The 21396-nt window shown below is 60.8% G+C and carries 16 protein-coding genes and 3 tRNA genes; 9 read left to right on the top strand and 10 right to left on the bottom strand.

Annotated elements, in window-relative coordinates:
• Positions 1-42: 42 nt before the first annotated feature.
• Together ACJ8PN_RS21730 and ACJ8PN_RS21725 are read right to left on the bottom strand one after the other, a co-directional pair.
• Entirely contained in the window at positions 43-6018 is a 5976-nt protein-coding gene (locus ACJ8PN_RS21730; protein WP_442535216.1) for an alpha-2-macroglobulin family protein, read from the bottom strand.
• Positions 6019-6164: 146 nt separating this feature from the next.
• Positions 6165-6491: a YqcC family protein gene (locus tag ACJ8PN_RS21725; protein WP_028127529.1), complete on the bottom strand. Its 327-nt coding sequence runs from the start codon at positions 6489-6491 to the stop codon at positions 6165-6167.
• A 178-nt stretch (positions 6492-6669) separates the two neighbouring features.
• Between ACJ8PN_RS21725 and ACJ8PN_RS21720 the strand changes: the two genes are divergently transcribed.
• On the top strand, positions 6670-7908 hold the full coding sequence (locus ACJ8PN_RS21720; protein ID WP_442535215.1) for an MFS transporter: 1239 nt from the start codon (positions 6670-6672) through the stop codon (positions 7906-7908).
• 609 nt (positions 7909-8517) lie between these two features.
• Here ACJ8PN_RS21720 and syd read toward each other — a convergent pair.
• Positions 8518-9066, bottom strand: coding sequence for a SecY-interacting protein (gene syd / locus ACJ8PN_RS21715; protein WP_351109280.1), 549 nt, complete (start codon positions 9064-9066; stop codon positions 8518-8520).
• A 63-nt stretch (positions 9067-9129) separates the two neighbouring features.
• Here syd and queF point away from each other — a divergent pair, with 63 nt between their 5' ends.
• The 3 genes from queF (at position 9130) to xni (ending at position 12345) form a co-directional block, all read left to right on the top strand.
• Positions 9130-9975: an NADPH-dependent 7-cyano-7-deazaguanine reductase QueF gene (gene queF, locus ACJ8PN_RS21710; RefSeq protein ID WP_442535214.1), complete on the top strand. Its 846-nt coding sequence runs from the start codon at positions 9130-9132 to the stop codon at positions 9973-9975.
• A 192-nt stretch (positions 9976-10167) separates the two neighbouring features.
• Positions 10168-11532 carry a nucleotide 5'-monophosphate nucleosidase PpnN gene (ppnN, locus tag ACJ8PN_RS21705; RefSeq protein ID WP_019455737.1) on the top strand — a complete coding sequence of 455 codons (1365 nt, stop codon included), beginning with the start codon at positions 10168-10170 and terminating at the stop codon, positions 11530-11532.
• 54 nt (positions 11533-11586) lie between these two features.
• Positions 11587-12345 carry a flap endonuclease Xni gene (gene xni, locus ACJ8PN_RS21700; protein ID WP_411261647.1) on the top strand — a complete coding sequence of 253 codons (759 nt, stop codon included), beginning with the start codon at positions 11587-11589 and terminating at the stop codon, positions 12343-12345.
• A 40-nt stretch (positions 12346-12385) separates the two neighbouring features.
• Here xni and rlmM read toward each other — a convergent pair whose 3' ends face one another.
• From rlmM to ACJ8PN_RS21680, 4 genes are all read right to left on the bottom strand, one after another.
• The gene (rlmM, locus tag ACJ8PN_RS21695) at positions 12386-13489 is read right to left on the bottom strand and encodes a 23S rRNA (cytidine(2498)-2'-O)-methyltransferase RlmM (protein ID WP_004931897.1); all 1104 of its coding nucleotides are present in this window, start codon (positions 13487-13489) and stop codon (positions 12386-12388) included.
• The gene (locus ACJ8PN_RS21690) at positions 13482-13877 is read right to left on the bottom strand and encodes a DUF423 domain-containing protein (protein WP_004931896.1); all 396 of its coding nucleotides are present in this window, start codon (positions 13875-13877) and stop codon (positions 13482-13484) included. Before ACJ8PN_RS21690 ends, rlmM begins: the two co-directional genes overlap by 8 nt.
• Before the next feature lie 51 nt (positions 13878-13928).
• Positions 13929-14846 carry a transcriptional regulator GcvA gene (locus ACJ8PN_RS21685; protein ID WP_004931894.1) on the bottom strand — a complete coding sequence of 306 codons (918 nt, stop codon included), beginning with the start codon at positions 14844-14846 and terminating at the stop codon, positions 13929-13931.
• A gap of 386 nt (positions 14847-15232) precedes the next feature.
• A complete protein-coding gene (locus ACJ8PN_RS21680; protein ID WP_028127531.1) occupies positions 15233-15457 on the bottom strand; it encodes a YgdI/YgdR family lipoprotein in 225 nt (74 codons plus the stop codon).
• 196 nt (positions 15458-15653) lie between these two features.
• On the opposite strand from ACJ8PN_RS21680, the gene csdA reads away from it, so the two are divergent.
• Positions 15654-16859, top strand: coding sequence for a cysteine desulfurase CsdA (csdA, locus tag ACJ8PN_RS21675; protein WP_004931890.1), 1206 nt, complete (start codon positions 15654-15656; stop codon positions 16857-16859).
• A gap of 19 nt (positions 16860-16878) precedes the next feature.
• Positions 16879-17313: a cysteine desulfurase sulfur acceptor subunit CsdE gene (gene csdE / locus ACJ8PN_RS21670; protein ID WP_171454647.1), complete on the top strand. Its 435-nt coding sequence runs from the start codon at positions 16879-16881 to the stop codon at positions 17311-17313.
• On the opposite strand, the gene tcdA is transcribed toward csdE, so the two are convergent.
• Together tcdA and mltA are read right to left on the bottom strand one after the other, a co-directional pair.
• Positions 17304-18110 carry a tRNA cyclic N6-threonylcarbamoyladenosine(37) synthase TcdA gene (tcdA, locus tag ACJ8PN_RS21665; RefSeq protein ID WP_004931886.1) on the bottom strand — a complete coding sequence of 269 codons (807 nt, stop codon included), beginning with the start codon at positions 18108-18110 and terminating at the stop codon, positions 17304-17306. The genes csdE and tcdA overlap by 10 nt on opposite strands.
• Positions 18111-18194: 84 nt before the next feature.
• A complete protein-coding gene (mltA, locus tag ACJ8PN_RS21660) occupies positions 18195-19331 on the bottom strand; it encodes a murein transglycosylase A (protein WP_411261648.1) in 1137 nt (378 codons plus the stop codon).
• A 216-nt stretch (positions 19332-19547) separates the two neighbouring features.
• Here mltA and ACJ8PN_RS21655 point away from each other — a divergent pair.
• From ACJ8PN_RS21655 to ACJ8PN_RS21645, 3 genes are all read left to right on the top strand, one after another.
• Positions 19548-19624 (top strand) — tRNA-Met (locus ACJ8PN_RS21655).
• Positions 19625-19682: 58 nt separating this feature from the next.
• Positions 19683-19759: transfer RNA gene (locus tag ACJ8PN_RS21650), tRNA-Met, on the top strand.
• 65 nt (positions 19760-19824) lie between these two features.
• Positions 19825-19901: transfer RNA gene (locus tag ACJ8PN_RS21645), tRNA-Met, on the top strand.
• Positions 19902-19991: 90 nt separating this feature from the next.
• On the opposite strand, the gene amiC is transcribed toward ACJ8PN_RS21645, so the two are convergent.
• On the bottom strand, positions 19992-21245 hold the full coding sequence (amiC, locus tag ACJ8PN_RS21640; protein ID WP_442535213.1) for an N-acetylmuramoyl-L-alanine amidase AmiC: 1254 nt from the start codon (positions 21243-21245) through the stop codon (positions 19992-19994).
• Between the last annotated feature and the right edge of the window lie 151 nt (positions 21246-21396).

The following is a 21396-nucleotide window of genomic DNA, read 5'->3' as shown; positions in this document are numbered from 1 at the left end:
CAGCATTCCGGCGCCAGACGCTGGCCTGGCGCCGGATATGGCCTAGTCGTTGCCCGCCGGCACCACCACCAGCTTGCCGCCGCCGGCCGACATGGCCTGCACTTCACGGTCGTACATGGCTTCGCCGTAGGCCGGTGGAACAATAAAGCTGCCGGTATTGGTGGCTTTGATTTGATAAACGAACTCCTGCACCTCAGTGCCGGCGCTGCCGTAGATAATCACCCGATCTTCGCGGATATCGCTGTAGTCCGGCGCCCAGGTGGAGCCAGATGCGGCCAGCGGCGACTGCCAGCCGCCGCGATCGTCGCTCTCTTCACCGGCGTCGGCCGGCTCCGGCGGCGTCTGCTGCACCACTTCGAACCCGCCCGGCAGCAGATCGACGATCGCCAGGTTGCTCTGCCCCTCTTTCGAGTTGGCGCGCACCTTCAGATGGACGTTGATCTTCTGCCCCAGCGTCACCTGCGTCACCGGCTTGCCCTGTTCATCGGTGTAATCGCGGACGATCTCAATCCCGCGCGACAGCGCTTTTTGCGGCGCATTCAGATCGTAACCGGCCTGCGTCACCACATACCAGGCCGGCGCGCTGCCGCCGTTGGTGAAACGCACGGCGGTAGCGTCGGCGTTAAATTGCCCCTGAACGAACAGCCCCTGCAGCTCACTGATGCGCTGCGGGTCGCCGCCGCTTTTGCCCACCTGCACGATGCCTAACGCGTCCGCATTGGCGGATTGCGCCGCCACCTGGGCCGAATAGCTTTCCAGCGCCAGGATGCTCATTGCAGAGGAGTAGGTGGTGTAACGCTCTTCTTTCAGTGCTTTGACCATATTCTCCAGCACCTGCGGCGGAATCGACGCCACCTTCTCAGGGAAGTGACGGGTAATCAAATACAGCCGCGTCGCATCCTGCACCAGCGGATCGAAATAGTTCTGCGTCCACCAGGCGCTGTCATACGCCTTGCTCAGTTGCTGCCAGCTCGGTTGCAACAGCGCGGCGGCTTCATCGTCCATCTTCAACAGACGGTAGGAAGAAGCCAGATACAGCGCGCTCAGATCGGTTTTCCACCCTTCGCCATAGCGTTTTTGCAGCGTATCCTGCACCGCCGCCAGCGAGTTGGTGGTCACTTCGCCCTGCAGCGTCAGCAGGTAAACCGCCCAGCTGCGCAGGCGCAGCAGATACAGATCGTCGAATCCGCTGGCCGCCAGCTCGCGCAACGCGCCGTTGGCCTCGTCCAGCATGCCTTCCGGCAGGGCGTAGCCCGCCGCTTTGGCTTCGAGCAGATACTGCACCACATAAGGCGTGACGAAAGGATCGGCATCCGGCGACGAACGCCAGGCGCCGATCGCCCCGCTGTCGTTCTGACGGGCGCGCAGCACGCCCAGCAGATTGCGCAGCTGCTTGCTGACTTCCGCCTGGCTCAGGCTGCTTTTCATCTCCGGATGACGGCTCTGCAGCATCAGCGGAATGGAGCGGCTGACGATCTGCTCGGAACAGTAATACGGGTAATCCGCCAGGTATTGCGCCAGCCCGCTGGTCAGCACCAGCGGCGAATTCGACACCGCCGCCCGGCGCTGCGCGAAAGCGTCGAACATCTGGCGCAGGCCGTCGACGTTCTGGCTGCCGCCGCTCATGCGCCCCATCACCGACTGGGTGCGGTACGGCGCCGCCGGCCGCACCGAGGTGCTGACGGTGCGGCGGCTGGCCTGGTCGCCGTAACGGGCGTCGAACACCAGCGGCGCATCGCCCAGCACGGCTTTGGCGCGCAGGCGGAAGGTGATAACGCCTTCGCGTTTTTCCGCCAGCGTCAGGCTTTGCGTCGCGTTGCCCACCACCTCCAACTGCGGCGGCGGCGTCAGCAGGACGTTGATGGCCACCGACCGGCCGTTCAGCCCTTCGAGGTTGTTGCTGACGCCCAGGCTGACGTCGAACTCGTCGCCCGGCGCCACCATCGCCGGCACGTTCGGCGTCATGATAAAGCTGTCGCGCACCGTGGCGGCGGTTTGCGCCTTGCCGATTTTCTCCGGCGTCACCGAAATCGCCATAACGCGGATCTTGCCGTTGAAATAATCCGGCACCGGGTAGACGAACTGCTTCTCGCCGCTGACTTCGGTAATGCCGGACCAATAGGCCACCGGCTTGTCGCGCTTGCGTTTGAACGGGTTGAGGTTGAGATCCAGCCCTTCGCCCGCATCGCCGCCCGGCGCCGCGGTCAGCGCCATCAGCTTGCTGAATTCCGGCAGGATCAGATCGAGGATCTGCGAGCTGCTCACGTTGAGTTCGCGCTTGCTGAAGAAGAACTCCAGCGGATCCTTCAGGCGGTAACGCGCCACCTGCAGAATGCCCTCATCGACGGCGAACAGCGCCACCTGCTGCGGCGCATCGGTCTTGACCGTCATCGTCAGGTTTTCACCCGGCTTGATGACCTCCGGCGCCGTCACCTCGAGGCTGTTTTGGCGCGCCTTGGTGCTGATCTTGAACGGCATCACGCCGTAGCTCAGCGGGCTCATGAAGATCTCGCTGGAGTTGATGTCGCGCACGAACTGCACGTTGATGTAGCCGTTGCCCTCCATGCCGGCCGGCACTCGGATCGTCTGCACCGAGCTGGTGGTGTCAGTGTGGAACCACTGCCAGGCGTAAACCTTGTCCTTTTCAATGGTGATCAAACCGCTGCCGGTATAAGGCGCGTTGATCGCCACCTCGATCTCCTCGCCCGGCTGGTATTCCGCCTGGTTGAGTTTCAGCTTCAGTTCGGCATTGCGATCCAGCGAACGGCTCAGGTTGGCGTTGCCGGCCACGCTGTAGGCGACGCGATTGAGCGTCTTGCCCTGCGCATCTTCAATCACCAGCACGAAGTCGCCCGGCTTATCGGTCGCCAGCCTCAGATCCGCGCCCTGCTCGCTCAGCGCCAGCGGCTGTTCCGACAGCTGCACTTCCTTCATCTTCGACTGGTATTTGTAAACGCCCGAATCCTGTTTGGTCAGCACCGAAATGTATTTCTGCTCGATTAACACCTGCTTCAGGTTCGGCATGGCGATCTGTTTCAGAGCCGGATCGATGGCGATCACGTTCAGATGCCGCTCCGCGTCGCGGTTGATGTAGCCCAGATCGCCGTCCGCCTTCACGCCGATCAGGTAATCGTAAGGGGAAACCAGCGTGCGGGCGGTAGCCGCCACCGAGCGCCCGCCGCCGGCGACGAACGCCTCCGACAGCAATTGCAGCTGATAGGTGGCGTCGGCGTAGGATTTCAGATCGAGCGGAATATCGGCCGCGCCGTGCTCATCGGTGGTGCGATCTTCCAGCTCGGTCTCGAACCCGTCGCTGTTTTGTCGGTTTTCATAGAACGCATAATCCGGGAAGCGATCGAAGCTCGGATACATCGGCCGCAGCGTCAGCCTGGTGGTCACGCGGCGATCCTGCGCCGGGGTGCCGAACAGGTTCTGCACATCGATGCTGGCCTTCAGCTCGGACGGTTTTACCCAGCCTTGCTGGCGGTCAGGCGTCAACGCCAGCTTCACTTTCAGCTGATCCGGTTCGAACTCCTTCACATTGACTGCGGTATGGCCGAGCAGCGTGGAGGTGTCGTTATTTTTGCCGATCAGATACAGATAGACGTTCCACTCGCCGGTAGGCGAATTTTCATCGGTGGTATAGCTCAGCTCGTTGAAACCGCTGGCGCCCAGCGTCAGCGGCACGGTGGACATCAGCTTGTCGCGCGGATCGCGGATTTCGGCGCGCACCGGCACGCCGGCCAGGCCAACGCCCCAGTCGGCGGCGCGGGTGATCAGGCCGATGTTAAAGGTATCCCCCGGCCGATAAACGCCGCGATCGGAGAACAGGTAGCTGCTGAGCGTGCGCGGATCGGTCGGCGTTTGTTCACCGGCAACGTCGAAGCGCGAGAAATCCAGCCCGCGATCGTTATAGCTGCCGGTTGGCAGGAAGGAGACATCCCCTTCTTTCTCCACCAGGAACATCACCGGCTGGCGCTCGTTGGTGTAGACATCCAGCGCCGGGAAACGCACGTGGCCATCGGCGCCGGTGGTTTGGCTGAGCAACGTCACGCCGTTTTTGGCCACCACCGACACGGTGGCGCCGCTGACCGGCGCGCCGCTTTGGATCGACTGCACAAAGACGTCGCGCGTCTTGTCCTGCGAGCTCTTGGCGACGATGCCCAGATCGGTCACCACCACAAAGCGCGAATCGCCGACGTCGGGCTGCTCTTCCCCTTCGCTCTCATCCTGTTCCTGATCCTGCTCGGCGCCCGCCTCTTCGGCCGCCGGCTTTCGGTTCGGCTGCCATTCAGACAGCGTCAGCAGGAACACCCCGCGATGGGAACTGGCGTTGGTGGAGAGATAGCGGGAAAGATCGATGCCCTGATAGTTCACTTCCCCCGGCCGCTCGTTGTTGAGCGCCGTCTGGTATTTGAAATGCTCGGTGAAATATTCGTCGTTGAGCCGGTTGAATTCCGTGGAGGAGTATTCCCGGCTTTTGAAGGAGACGATGTGCTGCAGCTGGCTCGGGATCACCCGCTTGATGTCCAGCCGCAGGCCCGCCACGTTGCGCGCCGCCACGCTGATCTGCTTGTCGCCGTTGACCGACAGCAGCGAGCCCTGCGACATGAACTGCAGCGATTTCGGGAACTCCGGCACTTCGACCACGCGGTAAACCTTCTTCGGCATTTTGTAACCGCCGGCGGAAACCAGCTGGTTATCGATCTCGAGCAGCACAAAGCGGTGCGCCGGGGCGTCGAAACGGAAGCTGAACTGCGGTTGGTAGGCCTCTTCCGCCTCGTTAAGCGTCAACGGCAGCGACGTCGCCTGCGCCAGCACGTTTTTACCAACGCTGTCGACCGTCCATTGATAGAAATCGTCGGCATCGTTGGCGGCCTCGGCATCGCTCGGATCGTGCTGCGGCAGCAGCCAGGCTCTCGCGGCCCGCGCCAGCGCTTTATCCTTCACCGCATCGCTGAAACCGACCACCAGGGCACGCTGCCCTTGGCCGCCGTCGGTGTCCACTACCTGGACGCTGGCGTCGCTCAGCGCCAGGCTGTACAGCGTCGGTACTTTGACCCAGTTGCTTTTCGCCTCTTCGACCGCATTGCCGGCCGCCGTCGATTTAACGCCCTTGCCGACGGTTAGATGCACCGCGCCGCCCTGATCCAGCGCCTGCAGCGGCTCGGAATGCACCCAGGCGTTCAGTTTTTTCTCGTCATAGACCAGAGAGAAATTCAGCTTCTTCTCGGAGGTGGCGCTGCCTTCTTTCAATCCCAGTGAAATCTGTTTTTCAAAGCTGCCGACGTCAACCGGCGCGTTGAACTGCAAATTGAAGATCGCGCTGCGTTTTTGCGCATTTTGCGGATCGCGGTAATACTCGGCCTGCCCCAGGCGATAATCGAACGCGGGCACGGTGAAGGCATAACGGGTTTTGGCGAGCTTGACCTGCGGCGCCAGCAACGTGGCGGGCTCAAGGGTCACCTCATATTTCGCGCCCATCGGCAGCGGCTTTTTCGCCGTGAACACCAGTGTCGACTCATTGCTCCATGCCCACTGCCCTTCCGCCGACGGTTTCAGAGTGATGCCGGTGCTCACGGTTTTGCCCGCCGCGGTTATCGGCGCAGCCGAGCCGCTGAAGGTCAGGCTCACCGTTTGCGGCGCCTGCCGGGCGGCGGCGTAGTCTATCGGCTCAGGGTTGGACAACTCGGCGTTGATCTCCTGAACCACCATCGGCGCCGGTTCAATCGGTTGGGGCCGGTTTTGCCACCAGTGCCAACCGTAAAATGCGCCGCCCGCAACGCCTGCCAGCAGCAGCAGGCTCAGACCGACCGCTTTCGGGTGTTTATCCACGCCGCTTTCCAGCCGCAAAAAACCGCGCGGCAGTGCAGCCCACCAGGCCGGCGCACGCCAGCTGAGGTTGCCGACCAGCGGTCTCAGCAACCGCCCCAACAGCGACAACGCCCCGCCCAGCAGGAGACAAACGCCCTTAACCAGGGTAAAAGGCAAACGCAGGATAAACCTTAATAAATCCATTATTGCAGCACCTCATCATCCTAATGCAGCTCCCGGTCAACCGCCGCGGTTAAACCGAGCCGAAAGACGCCGTCGGCTCTCCTGCCCGGCATCCGCGCGAGTACTCTACACTGCCGGGCGGCAAAAATCTGCGCGCCGCCGGCGCATTACGGCTCTTTATTCAACATCAAATCCAGCTGCTGCAGCAGCACCAACAGCGGCAGACTGCTCGGTTCACGATCTTTCAACGCCTCTTCGAAATAAGGCGTGATGGCGAAGCGCGTCGGCAACGGCGCCTCGGCGTCCAACAATGCATACATGCGCGGCAAGAACACCCACTGCAGCCAGGCTTCGGCCGACATGCTGTCGATGCAGAACGGCTCGGTGCTGGAGAAAGCCTCATGCTCAGGGGGCGCGGCCTGCCACAGCGCCAGATCGCGCATGGATTGTTCAATCGCCTGCAAACTGCGGCGCACCTGGTTATGTATACTCATCTGCATTCCCGATCTCTTTTCATCATGGTATTCAGCGCTCTGGCTGAAAGGCGGCAAAGCATAGCATTTTTATAGCCCAAATTCGGCGCGCCTGAGACAGCTCGCCGTTTTTATCTGGTGACGTTCGCCGTCGCGCGGCACAATAGGCCCACCGAATTCACCACACAGATAAAGATTCATGTCCTTAATAACAGAGAAAAAAAACCACGCGACGCCCGGTAAGGCCATGTTGGCCTCGGTCACCGGTTATGCCATGGACGGGTTTGACCTGCTGATCCTAGGCTTTATGCTGCCGGCCATCAGCATCGAATTGGGATTATCCTCATCGGCCGCCGGTTCGCTGGTCACCTGGACGCTGATCGGCGCGGTGCTGGGCGGCGTGATCTTTGGCCACCTCAGCGATCGTTTCGGCCGTATCCGGGTACTCACGATCACCATCCTGATGTTTTCCCTGTTTACCGGCCTGTGCGCCGTGGCGCAAGGCTATTGGGATCTGCTGGCCTATCGCACCCTGGCGGGCATCGGGCTGGGCGGCGAGTTCGGCATCGGCATGGCGCTGATCGCCGAAGCCTGGCCGGCGGAGAAGCGCAACCGCGCTTCGGCTTACGTCGGCATGGGCTGGCAGTTGGGGGTGCTGGCGGCCGCTTTCCTGACGCCGCTGCTGCTGGAACACATCGGCTGGCGCGGCATGTTCCTGGTCGGCCTGCTGCCGGCGCTGGCGTCATTCCTGATCCGCCGCACGCTGGGCGAACCGGAGGAATTCGTGCGGCAGAAAGACGCCGGGCAGCCGCTTTCCTTCCTGCAGCGTTTGCGCCTGCTGTTTAAGGATCGCGCCACCGGCAAGGCCAGCATCGGCATCTTCATTCTCTGTTCGGTGCAGAACTTCGGTTACTACGGGCTGATGATCTGGATGCCGACTTACCTGGCGAAAAACTTTGGTTTCTCGCTCACCAAGTCCGGCCTGTGGACAGCGGTGACGGTCGTGGGCATGACGTTCGGCATCTGGCTGTTTGGCGTGCTGGCCGACCGCTTCGCCCGCTGGAAGATTTTCGTGCTGTATCAGGTCGGCGCGGTGGTGATGGTGATCGGCTACGCCCAGTTGAGCGACCCGATGCTGATGTTGTTCGCCGGCGCCGTGATGGGCATGTTCGTTAACGGCATGATAGGCGGCTACGGCGCGTTGATTTCCGATACTTACCCGGTACAGGCGCGCGCCACCGCGCAAAACATCCTGTTCAATCTCGGGCGCGGCGTCGGCGGCCTGGGGCCATTGGTGATCGGCGCGCTGGTGACGCAGGTGTCGTTCACCGCCGCTATCAGCCTGCTGGCGGCGATTTACCTGCTGGATATCTACGCCACGCTGTTCCTGCTGCCGAAAAAACAGGGCGCAGGCGATACGCTGGGCGCGATTGGTTAACGCTGGCGATGGATTAAGCAGAGAAGCACACACGGCGGGATAGAACAAAAAGTTGGGGGCACTGCGCTAACAGTGCCCCCGGTTCGTTTTATAGCCATCCCGCTACACAGTGTGCTCCCTGCTCAATCCTTGAAAACTTTTCCTGCGGCCATCCTGACCAAGTGGTCCTTGCATCATCCTGCAGCATCGTCCTGACGCGGTTCCTCAGCCTTCCTGACCCGCCGACAGTCCTGTGCCGGCTCTCAATCTCCGTCCTGGAGGTGTCCCTGGTTTCTATCCTGAAACATCCTGGGCATCTCCTGACGCCATCCTTCGCTCTTGCCTGAGCGCATCCCTTTCTTCGTCCTGAAGCTGCATCATCCTGATGCTTTCCTGCTCCGCCGGTTCCGTTCCGGTAACGATAAGATCGCTTAAATTCCCCGGAATCACAAGGGTTTGGGAGGCGTCTCACACTAAATTAAGCCTAAGAGTTATCCTAAAGAAATTCTAACCAATTGATCTGGATAACAATAATCTCATAGTCTGGAAAAAGGTGGGAAAAATTAAGAGCGATCTCTCACAGCCCGTGTGAGAGATCTCTCACACGGGCGACGGCGAATCCGCCGCACTTCAGTCCAGCACCGGGCGCAGCGCATCGAGGAAATTCCCCAGCGTCGCCGCCAACAAGGTGCGCTTATCGCTGCCGAATTGTTCCAGCACCACGTTGCCGCTAACGTTGCACAGCGACACCATCGTCATCTCGGATTCGGTGGTCGCCAGGAACAGCGTTGGCGACAGCTTGAGACGTTTTTGCGTCACCAGATGACCGATCAGGTTCTCCTGCAGGCGGATAAAATCCTCCTCGCTCCAGACCTGCAGCAGGCTCAGGCGATGCTCCCCAAATTGCGCGCTCATGTCGCCCGCGTATTGCTGCGTGTAAAAACGGTGCGCATCCGGCTGCAAACGCAGCTCCAGCGCGGCTTCTACCTTCTCCAGCGTCGCCTCCGGCTCGAAAGGCTGCGGCAACCACAGCACCTCGTCCTCGCGATTCTCCACGATGCAGGGCGACGGCACGCCGTACAATGCCTGGCTGGCCGGCGCGTGGCCGCGCGCTTGCTGCCACAACTCGACATAGCGTTGAGTGAATTCACGCAGAGCGTGCGATACATCATGGTCCATATTCTTTCTCGCATACGTTAAACTGACGGCCATTGTACCTATCTCTGAGCGAGGTGACAGCAGATGTCCTCCTATCAAGACCACCAGGCCCTGTCAGGGCTGACGCTGGGCAAACCCACCGCCTACCGCGATCGCTACGACGCCACGTTGCTGCAGGCGGTGCCGCGCAGCATGAACCGCGAGCCGCTGGGGCTGTATCCCGACAACCTGCCCTTCCACGGCGCGGACATCTGGACGCTGTACGAACTCTCCTGGCTGAACGCCAACGGGCTGCCGCAGGTGGCGGTCGGCGAGATCAGCCTCAACGCCGACAGCCTGAACCTGATCGAATCGAAAAGCTTCAAACTGTATCTCAACAGCTTCAACCAAACCCCGTTCGCCGATTGGGAAACGGTGCGCAGCACCCTGCAGCGCGATCTGTCTGCCAGTGCCCAGGGCGAGGTAAGCGTCACCCTGTTCAGCGTCGAGCAGCTGGAAGGCACGCCGATCGCCCGTCTGGCCGGCGACTGCATCGACCAGCAGGATATCCGCATCGACAATTATGAGTTCAACGCCGACTACCTGCTGAACGCCGCCGGTGAAGAGGTGGTGGACGAGCAATTGGTCAGCCACCTGCTGAAGTCCAACTGCCTGATCACCCATCAACCGGACTGGGGCTCGGTGCAGATAAGCTACCGCGGCGGCAAGATCGATCGCGAAGCGCTGCTGCGCTACCTGGTCTCCTTCCGCCACCACAACGAATTCCACGAGCAGTGCGTCGAGCGCATCTTCAACGATCTGATGCGCTACTGCCGGCCGCAAAGCCTGACGGTTTACGCCCGCTACACCCGCCGCGGCGGGCTGGACATCAACCCGTGGCGCAGCAACGTCGTATTCGCTCCCGCACACGGCCGCCTGGCGCGCCAATAAGTGCGAAACATTGCTCAACAAATGAGCTAACGAGCGGTTTATGTTGGTAAAAGCCCAGGGACGGCGGTAAGGTTAAAACGAGGCTGCGGCCGGGCAGAGCGCCCGCTGCGCCGCAGCACGCCAACCATAACGAGATGCTGTTTTGCTGCGTATGGATTACTACCGCCCCGCACCGGGTGCAAAGGAGTTACCTTGATTACACACATCAGCCCGCTTGGCTCTATGGATTTATTGTCGCAGCTGGAAGTAGACATGCTGAAGCGCACCGCCAGCAGCGACCTGTACCGCCTGTTCCGCAACTGTTCGCTGGCCGTGTTGAACTCCGGCAGCCAAACCGACAACAGCAAACAGCTGCTGTCGCGCTATGAAACCTTCGACATCAACGTGCTGCGCCGCGAGCGCGGGGTGAAGCTGGAGCTGGTCAACCCGCCGGAAGAGGCGTTCGTCGACGGCCGCATCATCCGTTCGCTGCAGGCCAACCTGTTCGCCGTGCTGCGCGACATCCTGTTCGTGCACGGCCAAATCGCCAGCGCCGGCCGTTTCCAACACCTGAACCTGGAAAACTCGGCCCACATCACCAACCTGGTGTTCTCGATCCTGCGCAATGCGCGCACGCTGCATCTGGATGAAGATCCCAACATGGTGGTGTGCTGGGGCGGGCACTCGATCAACGAGAACGAATATCTGTACGCGCGCAAGGTCGGCAGCCAGCTGGGCCTGCGCGAGCTCAACATCTGCACCGGCTGCGGGCCGGGCGCCATGGAAGCGCCGATGAAAGGCGCGGCGGTCGGTCACGCGCAGCAGCGTTACCGCAACAGCCGCTTCATCGGCATGACCGAGCCGTCAATCATCGCCGCCGAGCCGCCTAACCCGCTGGTGAACGAGCTGGTGATCATGCCGGACATCGAAAAACGCCTGGAAGCCTTCGTGCGCATCGCGCACGGCATCATCATCTTCCCGGGCGGCGTCGGCACCGCCGAAGAGCTGCTGTACCTGCTGGGTATCCTGATGAACCCGGAGAACAGCGAACAGGTGCTGCCGCTGATCCTGACCGGGCCAAAAGAGAGCGCCGACTACTTCCGCGTGCTGGACGAGTTCATCATGAACACGCTGGGCGACGCCGCGCGCCGTCACTACACCATCATCATCGACGATCCGGCGGAAGTAGCACGGCAGATGAAAAAAGCCATGCCGCTGGTGAAGGAAAACCGCCGCAACACCGGCGACGCCTACAGCTTCAACTGGTCGATCCGCATCGCGCCGGATCTGCAGCTGCCGTTCGAGCCGACCCACGAGAACATGGCGAACCTCAACCTGTATCCGAACCAGCCGCCGGAGCAATTGGCCGCCGCGCTGCGCCGCGCCTTCTCCGGCATCGTGGCCGGCAACGTGAAGGAAAACGGCATCCACGCCATTGAGCAGTTCGGCCCGTACAAGCTGCACGGCGAACCGCAAATGATGAAGCAGATGGACAGCCTGCTGCAGGGCTTTGTTGCCCAGCACCGTATGAAGCTGCCGGGCAGCGCCTATGTGCCCTGCTACGAAATCGTCGCCTGACCCTCAATCCCGGGCGGCGTTACGGCCGCCCTGTTTTTTCTGACCTTACCGCCCATGATGATACACCTACTGATTGTCGACGCCCTGAACCTCATCCGCCGCATTCACGCCGTGCAGGGCTCCCCTTGCGTCAACGCCTGCCGCCACGCGCTGCAGCAGTTGCTCCAGCACAGCCGCCCGACCCACGCGGTGGCGGTATTCGACGAGGACGACCGCAGCGACAGCTGGCGCCACCAAATTCTGCCGGACTACAAGGCCGGGCGCTCGCCGATGCCGGAAAACCTGCAGCAGGAGATGCCGCAGCTGCGCGAAGCCTTTGCCGAACTGGGCGTCGCCAGCTGGCATTCGCCCGGCAATGAGGCGGACGATCTGGCGGCCACGCTGGCGGCGAAGGTCGCCGGCGGCGGCCACCAGGTGACCATCGTCTCCACCGACAAAGGCTATTGCCAACTGCTGGCGCCGAACGTACAAATTCGCGATTACTTCCAGAAACGCTGGCTGGATATGCCTTTCGTGCAACAGGAGTTTGGCGTGCAGCCGCAGCTGCTGCCGGACTACTGGGGGTTGGCGGGGATCGGCAGCAGCAAGATCCCCGGCGTGGCCGGCATCGGACCGAAAACCGCCGTGCTGCTGCTGCAGCAGTCGGGCAGTCTGGACGGGCTTTATCAGCACCTGGAGCAGGTGCCGGAAAAATGGCGCGGTAAGCTGGAGCAGCACCGCGAGCTGGCCTACGTCAGCAAACGGGTCGCCACGCTGCGCACCGATCTGTCGCTGGACGGCAACCTGCAGCAGCTGCGCCTGCCGATACAATAAGGGCGCTGCAAGCAGCGCCCTTCATCAACGCTTCACGCGGTTAATCGCGCTCGTCGCGGCGGCCCGGCACCGCCGACCACATGCGGCGCACGTGTACGGTGATCTCTTCGCGATCGTGATACAGCTGCTTGGCGTGCACTTCAGCGCTGATGCCGGCGGCGCCCAGCGCTTCGCGGATGCTCATCAGGTTTTGCGACACTTCCTCGTAGCGCTTTTTCATCGGCAGCTTGAGGTTAAAGATCGCTTCACGGCACCAGCCTTTCACCAGCCACTGAATCATCAGGCTGGTCACCTTCGCCGGTTTCTCCACCATATCGCACACCAGCCAGTAGATCTTGCTGCTGTTCGGCTCGAACTTGAAGCCGTCGGCGCGGTGGTGCGTCACCTGGCCGGTTTCCATCAGGCTCGGTGCCATCGGGCCGTTATCCACCGAATGCACCATCATGCTGCGTTTCACCAGCTGATAGGTCCAGCCGCCCGGGCAAGCCCCCAGATCGACCGCGTGCATGCCGCTGGCCAGGCGCTCGTCCCACTCGTCGGCGGGGATGAACACATGGAACGCTTCTTCCAGCTTCAGCGTCGAACGGCTCGGCGCATCAGCCGGGAAACGCAGACGCGGAATGCCCATATAGAACGGTGAGTTGTTGTTGCTGTAGGAGTAACCGACGTAACAGCAGCCCGGCGCGATGAAAAATACATGCACCACCGGGCGAGTCGGGTTCTCGCGCGCCATCAGCACCTTCTGCTCGCGCATCGCGGCGCGCAGCGGCACCGTCAGCTTGCGGCAGAACTTCATCAGCTCTTTGCTTTCGTTGGTGTCCGGCACTTCCACCCGCAGCTCGCCGCCGCGATCGACCACGCCGATCAGCATGCCGACGATCGGCGATACCCGATCTTCCGGCGGCAGATCGCGCAGCAGCTCCCCCACCACGATCATCTGGCGGGCGAAAATCAGTTCGCGGAACGGAATTTCCCGCGCCAGACGGTCGGCATCGTCCGGCTGATAGCATTCGAACAACACGTAACCGCTGTGCTCTTTTACCCGCGCAAAGCCGTAAATCTCCAGCTGGGCGGCTTTATCGGTGATCTCCGCCGCACACTCTTTTTCGAAGCCGGGGCGGCAGTACAACGCAATCTTATTCATGGCGCTCGGCCTTTTTCCTCAGACGCAAAGCGCCAATCAACATCAATATCCAGCCGATCAAGAAGCACACGCCGCCAACCGGCGTGATATATACCCAGACCTTCAGGTGCGACAGCGCCAGGCAATAGAGGCTGCCGCTGAACAACACGGTGCCGAACGCCAACAGCGCTCCGCTCCAGTAAAACCACAGGCTCACGCGGCGCTGCATCGCGACCGCCAACGCCAGGATGGCCAGGGTATGGAACCCCTGATATTCCAGCCCGGTGCGGATCCAGGCCATTTCGTTGGCGCCCAGCGTGCCGCTTAACACATGCGCGCCGAATGCGCCCAACGCGACAAACACAAAGCCGCTGATAGCGGCGAAAACCAGCATGGAACGGCTGCTCATCGTGATCTATCCCATTAAAAATCACCGGCCGCGGCAAGGCGGCGGCCGGCCTTATTGTTCGTAGCGGAAGCGGAACTTCTCTTGTTCGCTGGCGGCGCGCGCCAGGATCCACTGCCGGAAGGCGGCTATTTTACCCAGTTCTGCCTGGCTGTCATGACATACCAGATAAAAAGCGTTTTTACTGACCAACACATCGTTGAACGGGCACACCAGGCGACCGGCTTCGATCTCGGTTTGCGCCATCACGTTATTCACCAGCGCCACGCCCTGGCCGTGCACCGCCGCCTGCACAACCATGGCGCTGTGGCTGAAGATCGGCCCCTGCTGCACATTGATGTGTTGCAACCCCAGCTGGCGCGTATAGGCCAGCCAGTCACGGCGTGAAACGTCATGCAGCAACGTATGATAAGCCAGATCGTCTGCGGTTTTCAGCGGATGATCGCCGGTCAGCAGGCTCGGCGAACAAACCGGCAGCAGATATTCCGCATACAGGCGCTCGGCGCGCAGCCCCGGCCAATTGCCGCGGCCGTAGAAAATCGCCACATCGACGTCGTCCGCCAGCTTGTCTTCTTCGCGGTCCACCGCCTGGATGCGCACATCGATCCCCGGATAAGCTGAGTTAAAGCCGGAAAGGCGCGGCACCAGCCACTGAATGGCGAAGCTCGGCGGCAGACTGACGGTCAATGCCCCCTTGGCGCTGCGCGCCTGCAGCTTGCGCGTCGCCTCGTTGATCGAAGAGAAGATCTCCTTGATATCGAGGTAGTAACTTTGCCCCTCTTCGGTCAGCAGCAGCGAGCGGTTGCGCCGACGAAACAGCTTCAGCCCGAGGAAGTCCTCCAGCGACTTGATCTGGTGGCTCACCGCGGCCTGGGTCACGAACAGCTCTTCCGCCGCCTTGGTGAAACTCAGGTGGCGAGCGGCCGCATCGAACACGCGCAGCGCATTGAGGGGAGGTAAGCGTTTAGACATTAAATTAGCTACTTTTGTGTAACATTAATCCGAATGATTCGGCGCCGAAAATCGGGCGGCTTTGCGTGGCAAGCCATCGGTAAACGCTAACGGCGTATTGCCATTAGTTTTTTTTATCCGAGCCATTATAATTTGTCCGTTGAGGATGCGCCAGCAAATACCTATAGTGGCGGCACTTCCCGGGCCGGAACGAAAAGGGAGTGGGTGTCGAGGACGCCGATGAACTTTTGGCTTGTGGTTGTGATGTTGTGTTTGCAAATTGTCCGGCGATTCCGGACATGGTAGCTAGGCTACTGTTTTTTCACTTCCTGTACATTTACCCTGTCTGTCCATAGTGATTTTATGCAGCACCGCAAAACTTGCGGTGCTTTTTTTTTGCCTGACGCTTATTGGTCGCTTTCAACCATCTCTTTCACATCGGCGCGGTTGATCTGTTGCTCGACGCCGTTGGCGTCTTTATAGCTGATCATGCCGGTGTCGTTGTCCACTTTAGGCTTGCCGTCAGCGACAATGGTGCGTCCGTCATTGGTATGCATCACGTAGTTGCTGGAACAGGCGGCCAGGGTGAACGTAAGCATCAGGGCAGAGAGAACTGCGGCTGTTTTCTTCATTGAGGACTCCTTTGTAGTTTTAAATGCTGATAAATACCTTTTATGTGTATATATGCGATTAATAAGCGCACGTTTAATAGCATAACAAACTTTCTCAGTTTTGCCAGGCGATAAGTCCTAATAGGCAGGATCGCTTGTCTCCGGCGGCAAAATAGGACAGGATCACCCATCGACTCAAGCCAGTGACAATCAGGGTATGACGCCTTTTAACCCCAGCCTTTTTCGCCAACAATTTCCCGCGCTCGCGCAGGACGGCATCTATCTGGACAGCGCTGCCACCGCGTTGAAACCGCAGGCGGTGATCGACGCCACGCAGCAGTTTTATCGCGACGACGCCGCCACCGTGCACCGCAGCCAGCATCGGGCGGCACAGGATCTGACCGCCCGTTTCGAGCAGGCGCGCGGCCAGGTCGCACGGTTGCTCAATGCGCCGTCGGCCGACGACATCGTCTGGACGCGCGGCACCACCGAGGCGATCAACCTGGTGGCGCAGAGCTACCTGCGCCCGCGTCTGCAGCCAGATGATGAAATTCTGGTGAGCGAAGCGGAACACCACGCCAACCTGATCCCCTGGCTGATGGTGGCGGAGCAAACCGGCGCGCGGGTGGTGAAACTGCCGATCGGCGCCGATCGGTTGCCGGATTTGACGCAGCTGCCCGCCCTGCTCAATGACAAAACCCGCCTGTTGGCGCTGGGGCAAATGTCCAACGTCACCGGCGGCTGCCCGGATCTGGCGCCGGCTATCGCGCTGGCCCATGCCGCCGGCGCGCGCGTGATGATCGACGGCGCCCAGGGCGTGGTACACGGCCCGGCCGACGTGCAGCGGCTCGACATCGATTTCTACGCCTTCTCCGGCCACAAATTGTATGGCCCGACCGGTATTGGCGCACTGTACGGCAAAGCCGAGCTGCTGGCACAGATGGCGCCGTGGCAAGGAGGGGGAAAGATGCTAACCCAGGCGTCGTTCGACGGCTTTACCCCGCAAAAGCCGCCGCACTGCTTCGAAGCCGGCACGCCGAACATCGCCGGCGTGTTGGGGTTGGCCGCCGCGCTCACCTGGCTCAGCGAACAGGACATGGCGGCGGCAGAGCGCTACAGCCGCGAGCTGGCGGACCGGGCGGAACAGCGGTTGGCGCAGCTGCCGGGGTTTCGCAGCTTCCGCAGTTCCGGTTCCAGCCTGCTGGCGTTCGACATCGCCGGCGTACACCACAGCGACATCGTCACGCTGCTGGCGGAGCAAGGCATTGCGCTGCGCGCCGGCCAGCACTGCGCGCAGCCGCTGATGGCGGCGTTAGGCGTCAGCGGCACGCTGCGCGCGTCGTTCGCTCCCTACAATACTCAACAGGACGTCGATACGCTGGTCAGCGCGTTGACTCACGCCCTCGATCTGCTGGCCGACTGACTTGACTCCCGGAGACGCTATGCTCGCCCCTCATCCTTTTGGCCGAGAGATCACCGCCGACGCGTTGATCGCCACCTTCAGCACGCTGAAACAGTGGGAAGACCGCTACCGCCAGCTGATTATGCTCGCAAAACGGCTACCGCCGCTGCCGGAAGCCTTGCGCAGTGAAGAAATGGCATTGAGCGGTTGTGAAAACCGCGTCTGGCTGGGGCACCAGTTGCTGGAAGACGGCACGCTGCATTTCTATGGCGACAGCGAAGGCCGCATCGTGCGCGGCCTGCTGGCGGTGCTGCTGACCGAAGTGGAAGGGAAAACGCCGCCGCAGATCGCCGCATTGGATCCGCTGGCGTTATTCGACCGCCTGGCATTGCGCGCGCAGCTGAGCGCCACCCGCGCCAGCGGCCTGGCGGCGTTGGCCGCCGCCGTAAAGGCGATCGCCGCCCGTTACGCCTGACGCGCCGCCTTCGCCACCATCTTTTTCAGCGCGTGCGACACGGCGACGAAGCCGAAGGTGGCGGTAACCATGGTCGCCGCGCCGAAACCTGCGCTGCAATCCATTCTTTTCGGCCCTTCCGCCGTGCTGCGCGAAGCGCATACCGAGCCGTCCGGCTGCGGATAAACCAGCGGCTCGCTGGAGAAGACGCAGTCGATGCCCAACTTGCCCTTGCCGTTTTTCACCACGTTGAAATCGTGCTTCAGCCGCTCGCGCAGTTTGGCGGCCAGCGGATCCTGAATGGTCTTCGCCAGATCGGCCACTTCGATTTTAGTCGGGTCTATTTGCCCGCCGGCGCCGCCGGTAGTCACCACCGGGATCTTGAAACGGCGGCAGTAGGACAGCAGCGCCGCCTTCGGCCGCACGCTGTCGATCGCGTCGATGACGTAGCTGAAGTTATGGTCCAGCAGCTCGGCGACGTTGTCCGGGGTAATGAAATCATCGATGCAGGTCACCCGGCATTCCGGATTAATCGCCAGGATGCGCTCCGCCATCACCTCGGTTTTGGATTGCCCGACATGCTGACGCAATGCGTGGATTTGACGATTGGTATTGGTGACGCAGACATCATCCATGTCGATCAGGGTGATGGCGCCGATGCCGGTGCGCGCCAGCGCCTCAGCCGCCCAGGAACCCACGCCGCCGATGCCGATCACGCAGACGTGTGCCTGCGCGAACACCGCCAGCGCCTGCTGGCCGTACAACCGCGCCGTGCCGCCGAAACGCTGCAGATAGGCTTCCGAATAAGCTGTGCTCATAACGCTTTAATTACCTTCGTAATGCAAATGATAAGGGCCGGAAAATCCGGCCCTTGCGGGTCAATCTTTTCACACCGCGCGCGTTTACCGGGTGGCCAACAACGAACCGCCGCCGTTTGACTGATTGGCGCTGAACAGCTGGCCGCCGCCATTGTTCTTCAGCACCCAGACGCGGCCGTAGTGGTTGTAGTACCCCGCCGAGTGGCCGGCTTCCGGCCCGATGCCCTGATACATGTCAAAATGCTGGCCCTTGATGGCGCCGCCCACGTCGAGCGCGACCATCAGACGCATCTCGTATTTTCCCGTGAATTTACCCTTGTTGTCCAGCAGCGGCACTTCGGCCAGCAGCGTGGTGCCCGCCGGGATCAGCGAACGGTCGGAAGCCACCGAGGCTTTGGCGATCAGCGGCACCGCACTGGCGCCTTTCACCGGCGCAAAAGCTTCCGGGCGGAAGAACACGAACGACGGGTTCTGCTCCAGCAGCTCACGCACCTCTGCGGCGCTGTGGGTATCCGCCCACTGACGGATCGCCTGCATCGACATGTCCGCCTTGGCCACTTCGCCGCGATCGATCAGCACCTTGCCGATGCTGCGATAGGCGTGGCCGTTCTTGCCGCCGTAGCCGAAGAACACCAGCGGCTGGCCGTTGCCGTAGTCGACATAACCGCTGCCCTGGACTTCCATCATGAAGTTGTCCATCAGCGAGTTGGTGTAAGCGATGATATAGCGATCGTCGAGCGCGCCGGAGTAGATGCCCGCGCGATCCGGCAAGCGGCCCTTGCCCTTCGGCGGCATGCGGTACAGCGGATAGCGGAACTCGCCCTGTTGGGTATAGCGCGCCTGCACCACCGGCGTATAGTAGCCGGTAAACTGCACGTTGCCGTAATTGTCGACGCCTTCCATCTGGTAAGCGCTGAGGCCGTACTGGCTCAGCATGCGCGTGTCGGCACCGGACGCCATCCAGCTTTGCACCGCCTGATAGGTGCTGTTGTTGCGGTTAAACAGCGAAGGCGACGCGTACTTGATCTCCATCAGCTGATCCGAGTAATCCTTGGCGTTGACCGGCGAACCTTTGGCGTTGGGCTGATTGACCAGCTCCAGCGATTGATCCAGACGGCCGTCCTTATATTGCTGACCCCGATCGGTCGGCTTGGACGAACAGCCCGCCAACACCGCCACCATCAACCCGCCCAGCAGGTATTTGCCCCAACGTCCTTTCATCGCGCACACTCTCAAACTGATATGATCTACCGGCTGAACGATAACAAACGCTCATTGATAAAGGAATCGCTGCAAATAAAAAAAGCCGCACGGAGGATGGTGATGAAAAAGAAGGCAAATTGCGGGCAAATTCAGCAGAAAAACGGGTTTAGGGCAATAAAATGCAAAAAGGGTTTGCAACAAAACGCATGGAGAGTATAGTGCGCATCCATCGGACGCGGGGTGGAGCAGCCTGGTAGCTCGTCGGGCTCATAACCCGAAGGTCGTCGGTTCAAATCCGGCCCCCGCAACCAACCGATGCCGCATTGGCGGTATTTTTCGTTTGGTTTCGATAACAAAGTATTACACGGACGCGGGGTGGAGCAGCCTGGTAGCTCGTCGGGCTCATAACCCGAAGGTCGTCGGTTCAAATCCGGCCCCCGCAACCAACCGAATGTCGTACCAGCGGCATAACATGAACGGTGGTTTCGTCGTAATACCGCATCAAGACGGACGCGGGGTGGAGCAGCCTGGTAGCTCGTCGGGCTCATAACCCGAAGGTCGTCGGTTCAAATCCGGCCCCCGCAACCAACTCTTGATGACAACAGATAAGCACCCTGACGGGTGTTTTTTTGTATCTGCAATCCGCGAAAACAGCCGGACTCGCGCCCGGCCCTGCCGTTATCGACTCGCCAGCGCGCCGCCGTTGGCGAAATAAGCCTTGATGCCCGCCAGAATCGACTCCGCCACCTGCTGCTGGAAATGGCTGGTGCGCAGCTTGCGCTCCTCTTCGATGTTGCTGATAAACGCCGTTTCCACCAGGATCGACGGGATATCCGGCGCCTTCAACACCGCAAAACCGGCCTGATCGACGCGATTCTTGTGCAACCGGTTGATTTTGCCCATCCGGTTCAACACTTCCTTGCCGAATTTCAGGCTGTCGTTGATGGTCGCGGTCTGGATCAGATCGAACATGGTGTGGTCGAGATAGCGGTCGCCGCTCTTGCTGACGCCGCCGATTTGGTCCGAGGCATTCTGCGTCTGCGCCAGGAACTTGGCCGCCGAACTGGTGGCGCCTTTGGTGGACAATGCGAACACCGATGACCCGCGCGCCGAGCGGCTGGTGAAGGCGTCGGCGTGAATCGAAACGAACAGATCGGCACGCTGCTTGCGCGCCTTGGCGACGCGCACCTTGAGCGGAATAAACACGTCTTCATTACGCGTCATGAACACTTTCATGTTCGGCTCGCGCTTGATCATGGCGCTCAGCTTGCGGGCAATCTGCAGCACGATGTCTTTCTCGCGCGTCTTATACTTGCCGATCGCACCGGGATCTTCGCCGCCGTGGCCGGGATCCAGCATGATGACGATCGGCCGATCGCGCCCCGCTTTACCGGCCTGCGGCGCTTCCGGCGGCAGCGTGCGCTCCAGATCGCCCTTGTTGTAATCTTCCAGTAACGCCAGTAGCGGATCATACTCCTCGCCGCCGCTGCCACCCTTGGTCGGGTAGAGATCCATCACCAGACGGTTGCGATACTCCGGCACCGGCGCCAGCGTGAAAATATGCGGGCTGACGCTTTGTTTGAGCTCCAGCACCAGCCGCACGGTATTCTGATCGAACTGGCCGACGCGCGCCTGCTTGAGATAAGGATCGTCGGCGCGCACCTGCCCGGCGATGCCTTTCAGCACGCTGTTGAGATGCACGCCTTCGATATCCACCACCACGCGATCGGGATTGGTCAGAGCGAACTGCTTGTATTTCAGCTCGACGTTGGATTCCAGCGTGACGCGGGTATAGGTGGAGGATGGCCAGACGCGCACGGCGATCACGTGCGATGATGCGGCGAAGCCCGTACGACTCACACTCAGCAACCAGCTGGCGGCAACGCCCTGTAATAAACGACGGCGGCCCAGATTGTGATTAGCGTTTGGCATGCGGCTCCGGCAGTAATAGCTGTTTACAACAGATGAAAAAAACACCAATGAAATGGGGATGCCGAAAACTTTAACCAATCATTCCAGCCCTGTCATCAGAAAATCTTTTTATGGTTTTTCAATTTATTAACGATTTAGCGCCCTTAGCGCA

The sequence above is a fragment of the Serratia sp. CY76391 genome (assembly GCF_052166695.1).
GTDB lineage: Bacteria > Pseudomonadota > Gammaproteobacteria > Enterobacterales > Enterobacteriaceae > Serratia > Serratia nematodiphila.
This window is presented reverse-complemented; position numbering and strand designations above follow the sequence as displayed.